The organism is Actinacidiphila glaucinigra (assembly GCF_900188405.1).
GTDB lineage: Bacteria > Actinomycetota > Actinomycetes > Streptomycetales > Streptomycetaceae > Actinacidiphila > Actinacidiphila glaucinigra.
In genome coordinates, this window is record NZ_FZOF01000014.1 from 126,424 (window position 1) to 139,629 (window position 13,206).

The following is a 13,206-nucleotide window of genomic DNA, read 5'->3' on the forward strand; positions in this document are numbered from 1 at the left end:
CGTGCCCGCGTGCGCCGGCCGGGACGCGGTACCTCGCGGGCGTGAGGGCGGCGTGGACTGCCGCGACGGCGGTGGCGCGGACACCGGCGGCACGGACCGCGGCGAGGGGGGAGCCGAGACGGCGCGCGACGGGGCTCCGGCGAGCCCCGAGTCGTCGGGGGGAGGCGGCGTCGCACAGCCCGCCAGGGCGCAGAGCAGCACCACGACGGCCGGGACGCACTTCCTGATGATCCTCACGCCGGGAACCCAACTACATCAGGGGCTTTTTCAGAACAGGCCGGACACGTCGTTCAACGCGCCTTAACGCCCCCGCCGTTTCAGCGGCCGCCCTCGGAGCCGGTGAGGTCGCGCTCCGGGCGCGTCCCGCATCCTCAGCCCCCGCTTAGCGATGCCTTAACGCCGCCATAAAGATCGTCCGCAGGTCCCCCGAACAGGGGTTCCGCCCCTGCGGCGCGGCTAGCGTGCTGATTCGCCGATGCCCGTCGGCGCCGCGCACGGGGGCGGCGCCGACGGGGTCCCGGCACCCCGCGCACCCCGGGCCACCGCCGAAGGAGAACCCCACCATGACCGCACGCCGCAGGGCCGCCCTGGCCGCCGTCCTCGGGATCGGACCGCTCGCACTGACCGGGCTGGCGGCAGGACCGGCGGGCGCGCACGGCACCATGGGCGGCCCGGTCAGCCGGGTGCTGACCTGCTACGCGGAGAACCCCGAGAACCCGGCGTCGGCGGCCTGCCGGGCGGCGGTCGCGGCGGGCGGCACACAGGCCTTCTACGACTGGAACGGGGTGCGCATCGGCGACGCGGCCGGGCGCCACCGTCAGCTGATACCGGACGGCAGGCTCTGCAGCGCGGGCAACGAGGAGTTCAAGGCCCTGGACCTGGCACGGGCCGACTGGCCGGCGACGCGGATGGCGCCGGGACGTCAGGACCTGGCGTACCGCGTGACGGCCCGCCACAAGGGCTCGTTCGAGCTGTACATGACGAAGGCGGGGTACGACCCGTCGAGGCCGCTGACGTGGTCGGACCTGGACGCGCGGCCCTTCGCGAAGGTCACCGACCCTCAGGTGCGGGACGGCAGTTACGTCCTGCCGGTGGACGTGCCGGCCAGGTCGGGGCGCCAGCTGATCTACGCGATCTGGCAGCGCTCGGACAGCCCGGAGGCCTTCTACTCCTGCTCGGACGTGGTCTTCGGCGCGGACACCGGCAAGGCCCCCGAGGCGCCCGCCGCGCCCGCGACCTCGGCCCCCGCCACGACCGGGGCCCCCGGCACGGCCACGACCGCCCCCGCGCCCACCGCCTCCGTGCCGGACGACGCGCGGATCGCCGCCGGGGCGGACCGGTCGACGGTGCGCCACCGCCATCACGCGCAGACCGTCGCGGAGGGCTCGGCGAGCCCGCTCGCGGAGCCGTCCGCGACGGCGGAGACGTCCCCGTCCGGCGCGGACCTCGCGCAGACCGGGAGCAGCAGCACCGGCACGACCTCGCTGATGGCGGCGGGGGCCGCCGCCGTCACGCTCGGTGCGTCGGTGCTGCTGCTCGCCGCCCGCAGGCGCCGGGCGGGGAACGTCGGCTGAGGCGGACCGTCAGCTGAAGACGTCCCCGCAGTCGGTCGCCTTGGCGTGCGCCGGGTCGAGGGCGTTGGCCGTCTCGTGGAACACGATGCGGTCGGTCAGCCCGGCGAAGACGTGCTCGGACAGGTCGAGCGGGCACAGGTCCTGCAGCACCACGTTGCGCACGTCGGGGCCGGACAGGAACTGCGAGGTGTACGGCGTCACGACCTCGTCGTACTTGGTCGCGATCACCGTGTACCGGACGCCGGGGAGGGTGTCCCCGCCGGCGTTCAGCTTGGTGAGGAAGGCCGATCCGGCCATCTGGTCGGTCAGTCCCTGCGGGGTGAGGTGCTCGATGGCCTCGGCCGCCCCGGGGAAGTAGGGCAGCAGTTTGAGCAGCCCGCCCAGGTCGGTCCCGTGGTTGCTGGGCGCGATGCCGACGAGCGCGTTCACCTTGGGGGCGCCGCCCAGGAACTTCATGTAGTAGCGCGGCATCATGCCGCCCTGGGAGTGCCCGACGATGTCGACCTTGCCCGCGCCGGTGGCCGCGAGGACCCGGTCGACGTGGTCGGCGAGCTGCTGGGAGGACGCGGTGATGGGGCCGAGCCCGTGGAAGAGGGGTACACCGGGCAGTTGGCCGTAGTCGAGGGAGTAGACGCAGTAGCCCCGCTTGACCAGGTAGGGCGCGAGGCCGAGCCAGTTGTCGATGGAGTTGCCGAGGGTTCCGTGGACGAGGACGACGGGCCGCGGGTGGGCGGCGGACGGCTTGCAGGACCAGTTGTTCCAGCCGCTGCTCGCGGTGGCGCCGGCGGCGGTGGCCGCGGCGTTGACGGTCGCGGCGGCCTTGGTGCCGGACGCGGGGGCCTTCGCCAGTGCGGCGGTGGTGGTGTCCGCCAGGACGGGGGTGGCGAAGAGGGCGGCGGTGAGAGTCAGCGCGGAGAGGAGCCGGAGCGCTGATCGCGGTCTGATGGGCAGCATCGAGCGATCTCCTCGCAGGTGGGGGAATGACTGGCTCCCGTGCAGCCTGTGATCCGGATCACCAGAGTGCTGAGCTTCCGTCAATTTACGAGCGAGTAACAAACGTCGCCAGCTACCGGTCGGTAAAGAATTCATCACGTCGGCTTCACGTCGATGTGATAATGGGCCGTCAGGCCGCACCCGACAGCGTGGCGGGCATCAGTGCCCGCGGGCCGAAACGGGCCCGCGCCCGGTCCGCGACCGCCTCGATCCGGCGCGCCTTCTCGTCCCCCGGGTCCAGGCTGAGCTGCAGCGTCGCGAGGCCGGCGTCCGTCAGCCCCTCGGCGCGCAGCGCGAGTCCGCGCACCCGGGCGCGCTGCAGCCCCAGCCCCTCGTAGAGCCGGTACGCGGCATCTGCGAGGGCCGCGCCGTGGCCGCTCGGTTCGGGCAGCGCGCGGGTGCGGGTGGTCGTGGAGCGGTCGGCGTAGCGGACGGTGAGGGTCAGTGAGCGCGTGACCCGGCCCGACGCGCGCAGCGAGGAGCCCAGTTCCTCGGTGAGCGACAGCAGGGCGCGGCGGTGCCGCACCGGGTCCAGCTCGTCGTGGCCGAAGCGGCGTTCGGCACCGGCCGAGCGGGCGGGGGCGTTCGGGACGACCGGGGCCGGGTCGATGCCGCGGGCCCGCTCGTGCGTCCTGCGGCCCGCCGCGGCGCCCAGGATCCGCTGCAGGGTGCTCAGGGGCGCGGCCGCGACCCGTCCCACGGTGTCCAGGCCGTACGTGCCCAACTGCCGTGCCGTCGCCGGGCCGACGCCGTGCAGCGCCGCCACCGGGCGCTCGGCGAGGAAGGCCGCCACGGCCGCGGGGTCGGTGGGCGCGGCGCGCACCGCGCCCTCCGGTCCCCCCTGTGCGGCCATCCGGGCGAGCAGCGGGTTCGGCCCTACGCCGATCGTGCAGTCCACGCCGTGGAGCGCGAGCAGCCGCACCCGCAGCAGCGTGGCCAGTTCGGCGGCGTCGCGCCCGAAGTAGCGCAGCGCCCCGCGGACGTCGGCGAGCGCGGCGTCGGGCGGCAGCGCCTGGACGACGGGGGTGAAGCCGCCGAGCAGCGCGAGGAGTCGCTCGTACAGCGCCTCGGCGGCGTGGAAGTGCACGTACAGCACGTGCAGGTCGTCCGTCATCGTCCCGCGCTCCCCGGGCTGGAGTGCCACAGCTTGCGGCCGGTCGGAGCGCCCTCGCCCGCGGGCCGCAGATCGGCCCAGGGGTGCATCTCGTAACCGGTGGACATCCGGACCCGGCGGCCCTCGGGCGGGGGCGCGGGGAGGTCGGCGGGTTCGCCCGGGGTCTCGGCCAGGCGTGCCGCGACCGCCTCCAGGCCGCCCTCCTTGCGCAGTTCGACCAGCTCGGCCAGGTTCCACGCGGCGGCGCCGACGACGGACAGGCTCTGCGGTCCGCGGCGCTGGACCACCCCGCGGACCAGCAGCAGCCAGGAGTGGAAGACGGTGTGGGCGCAGGCCTCGTGGCTGTCGTCGAAGAAGGCGAGGTCGACCAGGCCGGTGCCGTCGTCGAGGGTGGTGAAGACGACCCGGCGCCCGGAGCGGATGGGCGGGGTCTGGGTGGCCGCCTTGGCCCCGGCGACCAGCACGGTCCCGCCGTGCCGCACCTCGCGCAGCCGGTTCGCCGGGATCGCGCCCAGCTCCTCCAGGAAGGCCAGGTGGTCGTCCATCAGATGGCGGGAGGCGTCCATGCCGAGGACGCCGAGTTCGGCGCCGAGCCGTTCGCCGTCGTCCATGTCGGGCAGGCCGATCGGCGCGAACGCCGGCTCGCCCGCCCCCGCGGTCAGGGTGAGCTGGCCGTCGTACGCGGAGGCCCGGCCCTGCCGGTGCACCTCGGCGACCTGGAGCAGCATGTCGCGGCGGTTGCCCCCGAAGGGATCCAGCGCGCCGACCTGGACGAGGCGTTCGGCGGCGGCGCGGCCCGGGCGGGCGCGCTCCCACAGGTCCTGGAGGGAGGAGTAGGGCTGTCCGGCGGTGATCCGGGCGACCTCGGCCTCGCTGATGCCGTGCACCTCGGAGAGCGCGAGCCGCAGCCCCCACACCTCCGTACCGTCCCCCTCTCCGGGCACCGGTTCGATCCGATAGGCGGCGCCGGACCGGTTGACGTCCAGCGGCAGCACCGGCACCCCGCGCCGCCGGGCGTCCGCGAGCAGCAGCCGCTTGGGGTACATCCCGGGGTCGTGGGTGAGCACCCCGGCGTAGAAGGCCGCCGGATGGTGCGCCTTGAGCCAGGCGGACTGGTAGGTCGGCACGGCGAAGGCGACGGCGTGCGCCTTGCAGAAGCCGTACGCGCCGAAGGCCGAGACGATCTCCCAGGTGTGCCGGATGACCTCGCGGGAGTAGCCGCGTTCCCGGGCCGCGTCCGCGAACCAGGCCCGCAGCCGCCCCTGCCGGGTCTCGTCCGACAGCGCCCGCCGGGCCTCGTCGGCGAAGCCCCGGTCGCAGCCGGTCATGACGCACATGATGCCGATGAGCTGCTCGTGGAAGACGACGACCCCGTGGGTCTCGCGCAGCACGGGCTCCAGGTCGGGATGCGGGTAGTGGACGGGCGTGCGGCCGTGCCGGGCCTCGATGAAGGGCCGCACCATGTCGGCGGCGACCGGCCCGGGACGGAAGAGGGAGATGTCCACGACCAGGTCGTGGAAGGTGGCCGGCTGCAGCCGCCCCACCAGGTCGCGCTGGCCCGGGGACTCGATCTGGAAGCAGCCCAGCGTCTCGGCGGAGCGGACCAGTTCGTACGTCGCGGGGTCGCCCTGCGGGATGCGGTCCAGGTCGATCCGGCCGCCGCCGGTCCGTTCCACCTCGTCCAGGGTGTGCGCCATCGCGGACTGCATGCGCACCCCGAGCACGTCGAGCTTGAGCAGCCCGAGGTCCTCGACGTCGTCCTTGTCGAACTGCGACATGGGGAAGCCCTCGCCGCTGGTCGGCACGACCGGTGTGCGGTCCAGCAGGCCGGCGTCCGAGAGCAGCACCCCGCAGGGGTGCATGGCGACCCCGCGCGGCAGCGCGTCCAGCGCCTCGACCAGCTCCCACAGCCGGCCGTGGTCCTCCCCCGCCACCTGCCGCAGCTCGGGCAGTTCGGCGAGCGCGGCCCGCGCGTCGCGGGCCCGGATGTGCGGGAAGGCCTTGGCCAGCCGGTCGGTCTGCTCCGGGTCCATCCCGAGGGCGGCGCCCACGTCGCGCACCGCGTGCCGGACTCGGTAGGTCTCGGGCATGGCGACGGTGGCGACCCGCTCGCCGCCGAAGCGGTCCAGGATGCGCCGGTAGACCTCCAGCCGGCGGGCGGACTCCACGTCGATGTCGATGTCGGGCAGGGAGGCGCGCCTGCCGGACAGGAAGCGCTCCATGAGCAGGTCGTGCTCGACGGGGTCGGCGGCGGCGATGCCCAGCAGGTGGTTGACGAGCGAGCCGGCGCCCGAGCCGCGCGCGGCCACCCTGATGCCCATCTCCCGCACGTCGGCGACCACCTGGCCGACGGTGAGGAAGTACGAGGCGAAGCCGAGCCCCTCGATGATCCGCAGTTCGTGGTCGAGCCGCGCCCAGTACTCCGGGTCCCGGTCGTGGCCCTCCCGGACCATCCCGGCGGCGCAGTGGGAGCGCAGCACGCGGTCGGCGGTGCGGGCGCCGGCGCCGACCATCTCCGGCTCGGGGAAGTGCACCTGCCCGAGCCCCAGGTCCTCCTCCGGGTCGACGGCGCAGCCCGCGGCGGTCTCCTCGGTGGCCCGCAGCAGCCGGCGGGCGTCGCCGCGGGTGAACCCGGCCGCTTCCACGACCCGCTCGGCGGTGCGCGCCATGTCCCCGGAGTCCTTCAGCCAGCGCTCGCCGCTGTCCAGGCCCCCCGCGTCGCGCACGTCCACGGGCACCAGGCGGCGTGCCGAGTCCAGGACGTCGGCCACCTCCCCCTGGCCGGGGTCGGCGTAGCGGACGGCGTTGGTCAGCACCGGGACGACGCCCTGCTCGACGGCGAAACCGACGGTACGGGCGGCGAGCCGCAGCGAGCCGTACCCGGTGCCGGTGCGGCCGTGGTGCACGGCCTCCAGGCGCAGCGCGTCCCCGTACACCTCGCGCCAGGGGCGCAGCAGCCTGGCGGCACGGTCGGGACGTCCGGCCGCCAGCGCGCGGCCGACCTCGGAGTCCGCGCCGAGCAGCACGTACAGCCCCTCCCGTCCCAGGTCCTCCCAGCCGATGCCGCCGTCGGTGTGGGCGGCGCTGACCAGCCGGCACAGCGCGCCCCAGCCCCGGCCGTCCCGGGCGAGGAACACCGCCCGGTCGGTCGCCTCCGGCACGAAGGCCCCGCCACGCACCGGGGTACGCCGGCGGGCGGGCGGCGGGCCGGCCTGCGGTACGGCGCCCTCCCCCGCGTACGCCGCCGGCACCGCCAAGGAGGCGCCGAACAGCGGCCGCACCCCGGCCCGCGCGCACGCCTTGGCGAAGCGCACCACCCCGGCGACCGTGTCCCGGTCGGTCAGCGCCAGCGCGTCCATCCCCCGTTCGGCGGCGCGCTCGGCGAGCCGCTCGGGGTGCGAGGCCCCGTACCGCAGCGAGAAGCCGGAGACGGTGTGCAGGTGCGTGAATCCCGCCATACGCACCTCCGACCGCTCACGCCTCCCCCGTTCCGAACCCTCTGCCACCCACCATAGACCACTTGTCGAACACATGTACGAAGACGCGCCGGATCCCTGTCCTCCGCCACCCTCCGCGTGGTTTCATGCACACGACGTCACCGACGCTCGCACCCCGACGGGGAGTCGCCATGCCGATGCTGCTGGTCAAGGGCTCTTTCCAGATAAAGAACACCGAGCCGGACGGGGACACCGTGGGCTTCGTCCCCACCCGCCACCCCGACTGGAACCGGGTCAGGGGCGGTCTCGGGCTCGACCTCACCAACTCCTGCCGGGGCAAGCTGCGGCTGGACGCCGTCGACGCGCTGGAGACCCACTACGGGCCCACCTCCGCCCCGGCCCACCAGCCGCTGCCCTTCGCCCACGCGGCCCGCGACGAGCTGCTGCGCTGGCTCGGCTTCACCGCCGTGGAGCGCGCGCCCGGCGGCGAGAGGGTCGTCGCCGCCAGTCCCGAGAGCGTCCCCGGCTGGATCCTCACCGGCGGGGTGGACGTGCACGGCCGCTGCGTCGCCCTGGCCGGCCGGGGCGCGCTGCCGGAGGGCACCAAGAGCGGCCAGGAGGTCACGGTCGGCGTGCCGCTGCTGCGCGCCACCGTCAACCACCACCTGGTCGCCGAGGGCCTGGCCTACCCGACCTTCTACAGCAACCTCTACGAGGACCTGCGCCGCGAGCTGACCGACGTCGCCCGGCAGGCCCGGGACGCGGGCAGGGGGCTGTGGCCGGACGACGTGAGCACCACCGGCGCCAAGGTCACCGGACTCTCCTCGCTCACCGACGACGCGGTGCTCGTCCCCAAACTCTTCCGGCGGCTCTTCGACTACCTCGCCCTCGGCGAGCCCTCCCTCAGCGCCTTCCGCGCCTTCCTGGCCGGGGCGGCCGACACCTACCGGATCCTGTCCTCGGACACCCCGCGCGCGCAGGTGCGGGGACTGCACCACGTCGTCGAGGTGACCGGCGACCACACCGTGCGGATGACCGTCCCGGTCGAGGACCTGGTCTTCACCGAGGCCTGACGACCGAGGCGAACGCCGCGGCCCACCGCAGCAGTTCCTCGTCCTCGCCGGGGCGCCCGACGGCCTGCAGGCCCAGCGGCAGGCCGTTGGCGGCGAACCCGGCGGGCAGGCTCACCGAGGGGAAGCCCGCGTTGCTCCACGGCAGGCACATCACCGAGTCGCCGGTGCTGCCCAGCCCGAACGGGGCAGGGCCGGTGGCGGACGGTGCCAGCCAGACGTCGACCTCCCCCATGGCCGCCAGCAACCGCTCACGGAGGATCCGGCGCTCGCCCACGGCCCGTTCGTAGTCGTCGCGGCCGACGGCACGGCCCTCGCGGATGGCGGCGACCGTCTGCTCGCGGTAAAGGTGACCGTGCCGGGGGAACCACTCGGCGTGCGTACGGGCCACCTCGTAGCGGTTCATGACGTACAACTGCCGTACGACCGCCTCGAACTCACCCGGGCCCGCCATCATCGGCACCTCGCGCACCGTCCAGCCCGCCGACTCCAGCCGCCCGGCCTGCGCCGCGAAGGCCTCCCGGGCCTCCGCCCCGGCCCGTTCCAGGTACGGGCCCGCGGGTATGCCGAGCACCGGCCGGTCCTCGCCGGCCGGCGGCTCCCGCCAGTCGTCGCACAGGACGGACGCGCCGCGCGCCGCCATCGCGACGTCCTTGGCGAGCACCCCGACCGTGTCGAAACTCGGGGCGTTGGCGATCACCCCGTCCACCGGGACGCGCCCGAAGGTCGGCTTGAAGCCCACCACCCCGCAGTAGGCCGCGGGCCGGACCACCGAGCCGACGGTCTGCGTCCCGACCGCCAGCGGCACCATGCCCGCCGCCACCGCGGCCGCCGAGCCGCTGCTCGAACCACCCGGCGTGTGGGCGGTGTTGTGCGGATTGCGGGTCGGCCCCGGCGCGGTCACCGCGAACTCGGCCGTCACCGTCTTCCCCGCGACCAGCGCCCCGGCCGCCCGCAGCCGGTCCACCAGCGGTGCCTGCGGCCCGGCCAGCACCTCCGGCGGCACCGCGGACCCGGCCCTGGTCTCCATCCCGTCGATCCGGACGATGTCCTTGACGCCCACCATCACCCCGGACAGCACCCCCGGCGGCGCCCCGGCCGCCTCGGCCGCCAGCCGGCCCCGCCGGTCCGGCTCCCGCACGAACGCCTTGATCCGGGCGTCGAGCCGGTCGATACGGTCACAAGTCCGTGCCACCAGATCCGTCACGGCGGCCACGCTACGCCGAAAAGCCCCCGCCTTCCCCGGGCACGGCGTCATCGCCCCGCCCGCCGGGCCCCGCGGCCGGGGCGGGGCGGGCCGGGGCCCGGGAGGGGCGCGAGGGTACGCGTCCTCCCGGACGGCCCAAACACCGCATCGGTGCGAGATTCGTCACGTCCCGATGTCACGCGGGTGCTCCCCCGTCCCATACGTCAACCCGCGTCACGCGTACGTCACCCCAGTGGCTACTCAGGGGTTGCGAAGGCAAGGGGACGGCACGATTTACTGACCGCCATGACGGCGACCGACACCATCTCCAGACCCGTGGCACACCCCGGCCGGCTGCGCATGGTGGGCCACCTGCGCCGCCTCGCGGCCGCCGGTCTGGTGGAACCGCCGTGCGGCACACGGCCCCCGCGGTACCCGGAGGACGAGGACGCCGAGGTCTGGGACGACTTCCGGCACCGGCTGGCGGCCCTGCTGGTCGGCCTGCACGAGGAGGCCAAGGCGCCGCGCCCGGCGCACCGGGCCGTGCACGTCGGCGCGACGGTCATGGCCTTCCCCCTGCACCGCCGGTTCCGCTGACCCCCCGGGCCCGGCCGCACACGGCCGGGCCCCGGACTCCGCCGCAGCCCGGGGCCCGCCTGAACACGTGGACGTCAGCCGAGTTGCGCCCCGACCGCGGCCAGCGCCGTGGTCACCGGCTGGAAGAAGGTCTCCCCGCCCGCCTGGCAGTCCCCACTGCCGCCGGAGGTGAGACCGATCGCGCTGCCGTCACGGGTGAACAGCGCGCCACCGCTGTCGCCCGGTTCGGCGCAGACGTCGGTCTGGATCAGCCCGGTGACGGTGCCCTCCGGGTAGTTGACCGTCGCGTCGAGCCCGAGGACCGTGCCCCCGTTCAGCCCCGTGGTGCTGCCCATCCGGAACACCTCCTGGCCCACGGCGGCCTCCGCGGCCCCGTCGATGGCCAGGGCCCGGCCGTTGCCGAGGTTCACCTGGCTGGGCGCCTGGGTGTTCGGGTCGTCGTACGTCACGAGCGCGAAGTCGCCGTCGCCCGGGAAGGTCGCCTGCCGCACGGTCGCGATGGGCGCCCCGCCCTGGCTGTCCGACCAGTTCGCGAAGGCGACCCCGCAGTGGCCCGCGGTGAGGAAGGCCGGGGCGCCGTCCTTGACGACGTTGAAGCCCAGCGAACAGCGCGCCCCGTCGGCGAAGATGGCGTCCCCGCCGGCCACGAGGGGCTTGAACTCGCCCGCGGACTTCTGGATCCGGGCCATGCCGCCGCCCAGGGACCGCACCGTGGACTCCAGGGTGTCCCACCTGCCACCGGTGACGGTGCGGTCCGCGGTGACCAGGATCCGGTTCGTCCGGGGGTCGACGGCCCAGGCGGTACCGGGGATCGTGGCGCGCTGCTTCAAGGTCCGTGCGGCGGAGGTCAGTTCGGCGGCGCTGTTCTCCACCGTCCGGGTCGCGGCGCCGGCCTGCGCGACCCGCGCGGCCACGTCGCCGCCGTCCCCGGCGACCACGTTCACCACGAGCCGCCCGCTGCCCGCGTCGTAGTACGCCCCCGCGATGGACGGGCCGAACTCCGCGCCGAGCCGTGAGGCGAGTTCCGCGGCGGCCGCGGCGCCGAGCCGCTTCGGCGCGGGGGCTTGCGGGCCCTGCGCGGCGGACTGCGAGGCGTTGGCGTTGGGCAGCAGTACGGCCGCTGCCGCGATGGCGGCGGCACCGGCCGCGACGAACACGATCTTCCTCTTCGCTATCTGTTTGTGCTTCAACTCGTGACCTCCTGTGGGGGGATACAGGCCGGATCGTCGGGCGCAGGGGGAAGCGTGGTTCCGCCTGACATACGCGGCCCCGCCCCGTTGCGTTCACCGCGGCCGATCCGCTCGCGTCCGGGGTCACGGTTGTGGTGGAATCCGCCCGATGAGCACTTTCGACCCCTCCCTCGTGGCGCTGGAGTACCGCGCCGCCTACGACCGGCAGTTGCGCGCCCGCGTGCCCGCCGACCTCTCGCGGTTCCGCTCGGTGGAACGCGACGGACCGCTGCTGCGCAAGACCTACGAGCACGGGGAGACGGGGTTCCTGGACTACCGCGACCTCGGCGGACTCGACGGCCCCGGGCTGGACGCCCTGATCGCCCGGCAGCGGGACCACTACGCCGCGCTGGGCATGCCGGTGGAGTGGAAGTACCACGCCCACGACCTGCCCGCGGGGCTGCCGGACCGGCTGGTGGCGGCCGGCTTCGTGCCGGAGGAACCGGAGACGGTGCTGGTCGGCGAGGCGGCGGCGCTGACGGCCGCCCCGGTGCTGCCGGAGGGTCTGGCGCTGCGGGAGGTCACCTCACGGGCGGACTTCGAGCGCGTCCGGCGGATGGAGGAGACGGTCTGGGGCGTGCCCCACGACTGGCTGCCGGGGATGCTGGAGAGCGAGGTGTCGGGGCCCGGCGACCCCTGCGTGGTGGTCGTCGCCGAGACCGCCGACGGCACCGTGGTCTGCGCCGGCTGGGCCCGCTTCCACGAGGGCACCGACTTCGTGTCGCTGTGGGGCGGCTCCACCCTGCCGCAGTGGCGGGGACGCGCCGCCTACCGGGCGACGGTGGCGCACCGGGCCCGGCTGGCGGTCGCGGCGGGTCACCGCTTCGTGCAGGTCGACGCGTCCCCGGACAGCGCCCCGATCCTGACCCGGCTGGGGCTGCTGCCGGTGGCGGTCACCGTGCCGTACGTGTGGCGGCCCGACGTGCCGCGGGCGGAGGACGGGCTCAGCTGACGTCGGGGGGCCGCTGCGGCCGGACGGTCTCCAGCAGCGGGTCCGCCGCGAGGGTCTCGCGCAGGTCGACGGGGAGCTCCTCGGCGGGCTCCGCCGGCGGAACGCCGGACTCGGGCAGGTCGGCGGCGGCCCTCGGCGCGGGGCCGCGGGGAGGCGCTGCCGCCGCACGGGGTGCGGGCGCCGGCTGCTGTTCGACCGCCGGGTACGGGCCCTGCTGGGCGCGCTCGAGGAAGCGCAGCAGTTCCACCGGGAAGGGCAGCACGAGCGTGGAGTTCTTCTCCGCGGCGACGGCCACGACCGTCTGCAGCAGGCGGAGCTGGAGCGCGGCGGGAGTGTCGCTCATGACCGCCGCGGCGTCGGCGAGCTTCTTGGAGGCCTGGAACTCGGCGTCCGCGTTGATGATCCGGGCCCGGCGCTCCCGCTCGGACTCGGCCTGGCGGGCCATCGAGCGCTTCATCGTCTCCGGGAGCGAGACGTCCTTGATCTCCACGCGGTCGATCTGCACGCCCCACCCGATGGCCGGGCTGTCGATCATCAGCTCCAGCCCCTGGTTGAGCTTCTCTCGGTTGGAGAGCAGGTCGTCCAGGTCGCTCTTGCCGATGATCGACCGCAGCGAGGTCTGCGCCATCTGCGAGACGGCGAACCGGTAGTCCTCGACGTTGATGATCGCGTCGGTGGCGTTGACGACCTTGAAGTACACCACCGCGTCCACCTTGACCGTGACGTTGTCGCGGGTGATGCCCTCCTGGGCGGGCACCGGCATCGTCACGATCTGCAGGTTCACCTTCCGCATCCGGTCGACGACCGGCACGATCATGGTGAATCCGGGGGTCCGCACCCCGCCCCTGACCCGGCCGAGCCGGAACACCACGCCCCGCTCGAACTGCTGCACCACACGGGCCCCGGCCACGAAGTACAACGCTCCTGCCGAGAGCACGGCGGCTATCAACTCGACGACCATCACGGCCCCCTGGGGTCCGGAATCGCAGTACTTCCACGGTACCTCGCGGGTAACCCGCCGGATACGGGCCGGGATGCCCCGTTACGAACCCGC

Annotated in this window: 10 protein-coding genes; 4 read left to right on the forward strand and 6 right to left on the reverse strand. The window is 74.5% G+C overall.

Annotation, left to right across the window (positions count from 1 at the left end; all coding sequences use genetic code 11):
- The first annotated feature begins 563 nt into the window (after positions 1-563).
- On the forward strand, positions 564-1,574 hold the full coding sequence (locus CHF15_RS25610; RefSeq protein WP_089226232.1) for a lytic polysaccharide monooxygenase auxiliary activity family 9 protein: 1,011 nt from the start codon (positions 564-566) through the stop codon (positions 1,572-1,574).
- Between the two features lie 9 nt (positions 1,575-1,583).
- Here CHF15_RS25610 and CHF15_RS25615 read toward each other — a convergent pair whose 3' ends face one another.
- The 3 genes from CHF15_RS25615 to CHF15_RS25625 all read right to left on the reverse strand — a co-directional run bounded on the left by CHF15_RS25615 (position 1,584) and on the right by CHF15_RS25625 (position 7,139).
- A complete protein-coding gene (locus CHF15_RS25615; protein ID WP_089226233.1) occupies positions 1,584-2,528 on the reverse strand; it encodes an esterase/lipase family protein in 945 nt (314 codons plus the stop codon).
- 169 nt (positions 2,529-2,697) lie between these two features.
- On the reverse strand, positions 2,698-3,681 hold the full coding sequence (locus tag CHF15_RS25620; protein WP_089226234.1) for a DNA polymerase Y family protein: 984 nt from the start codon (positions 3,679-3,681) through the stop codon (positions 2,698-2,700).
- Positions 3,678-7,139 (reverse strand): DNA polymerase III subunit alpha, encoded by a 3,462-nt coding sequence (locus CHF15_RS25625; protein WP_089226235.1) that lies wholly within the window; start codon positions 7,137-7,139, stop codon positions 3,678-3,680. The genes CHF15_RS25620 and CHF15_RS25625 overlap by 4 nt, the downstream gene beginning before the upstream one ends.
- 170 nt (positions 7,140-7,309) lie before the next feature.
- Here CHF15_RS25625 and CHF15_RS25630 point away from each other — a divergent pair, with 170 nt between their 5' ends.
- Complete coding sequence (locus CHF15_RS25630) at positions 7,310-8,191, forward strand: nuclease (RefSeq protein WP_089226236.1); 882 nt, start codon at positions 7,310-7,312, stop codon at positions 8,189-8,191.
- Here the strand turns inward: CHF15_RS25630 and CHF15_RS25635 are convergent.
- Entirely contained in the window at positions 8,178-9,395 is a 1,218-nt protein-coding gene (locus tag CHF15_RS25635) for an amidase (protein ID WP_322975704.1), read from the reverse strand. The genes CHF15_RS25630 and CHF15_RS25635 overlap by 14 nt on opposite strands.
- A gap of 285 nt (positions 9,396-9,680) precedes the next feature.
- Here CHF15_RS25635 and CHF15_RS25640 point away from each other — a divergent pair, with 285 nt between their 5' ends.
- Positions 9,681-9,971: a hypothetical protein gene (locus tag CHF15_RS25640; protein WP_089226238.1), complete on the forward strand. Its 291-nt coding sequence runs from the start codon at positions 9,681-9,683 to the stop codon at positions 9,969-9,971.
- 74 nt (positions 9,972-10,045) lie between these two features.
- Here the strand turns inward: CHF15_RS25640 and CHF15_RS25645 are convergent, their stop codons facing one another.
- Positions 10,046-11,161, reverse strand: coding sequence for a S1 family peptidase (locus tag CHF15_RS25645; RefSeq protein ID WP_089226239.1), 1,116 nt, complete (start codon positions 11,159-11,161; stop codon positions 10,046-10,048).
- A 148-nt stretch (positions 11,162-11,309) separates the two neighbouring features.
- Here CHF15_RS25645 and CHF15_RS25650 point away from each other — a divergent pair, with 148 nt between their 5' ends.
- Positions 11,310-12,152: a GNAT family N-acetyltransferase gene (locus CHF15_RS25650; protein ID WP_089226240.1), complete on the forward strand. Its 843-nt coding sequence runs from the start codon at positions 11,310-11,312 to the stop codon at positions 12,150-12,152.
- Here the strand turns inward: CHF15_RS25650 and CHF15_RS25655 are convergent.
- On the reverse strand, positions 12,145-13,113 hold the full coding sequence (locus tag CHF15_RS25655; protein WP_089226241.1) for a slipin family protein: 969 nt from the start codon (positions 13,111-13,113) through the stop codon (positions 12,145-12,147). The genes CHF15_RS25650 and CHF15_RS25655 overlap by 8 nt on opposite strands.
- Positions 13,114-13,206: the final 93 nt, after the last annotated feature.

Bases quoted from the DNA above. Each gene is read 5' to 3' on its own strand.
- CHF15_RS25650 (WP_089226240.1), top strand. From the start codon at position 11,310: ATGAGCACTTTCGACCCCTCCCTCGTGGCGCTGGAGTACCGCGCCGCC.
- CHF15_RS25610 (WP_089226232.1), top strand. From the start codon at position 564: ATGACCGCACGCCGCAGGGCCGCCCTGGCCGCCGTCCTCGGGATCGGA.
- CHF15_RS25630 (WP_089226236.1), top strand. From the start codon at position 7,310: ATGCCGATGCTGCTGGTCAAGGGCTCTTTCCAGATAAAGAACACCGAG.
- CHF15_RS25615 (WP_089226233.1), bottom strand. From the start codon at position 2,528: ATGCTGCCCATCAGACCGCGATCAGCGCTCCGGCTCCTCTCCGCGCTG.
- CHF15_RS25620 (WP_089226234.1), bottom strand. From the start codon at position 3,681: ATGACGGACGACCTGCACGTGCTGTACGTGCACTTCCACGCCGCCGAG.
- CHF15_RS25655 (WP_089226241.1), bottom strand. From the start codon at position 13,113: ATGGTCGTCGAGTTGATAGCCGCCGTGCTCTCGGCAGGAGCGTTGTAC.
- CHF15_RS25640 (WP_089226238.1), top strand. From the start codon at position 9,681: ATGACGGCGACCGACACCATCTCCAGACCCGTGGCACACCCCGGCCGG.
- CHF15_RS25625 (WP_089226235.1), bottom strand. From the start codon at position 7,139: ATGGCGGGATTCACGCACCTGCACACCGTCTCCGGCTTCTCGCTGCGG.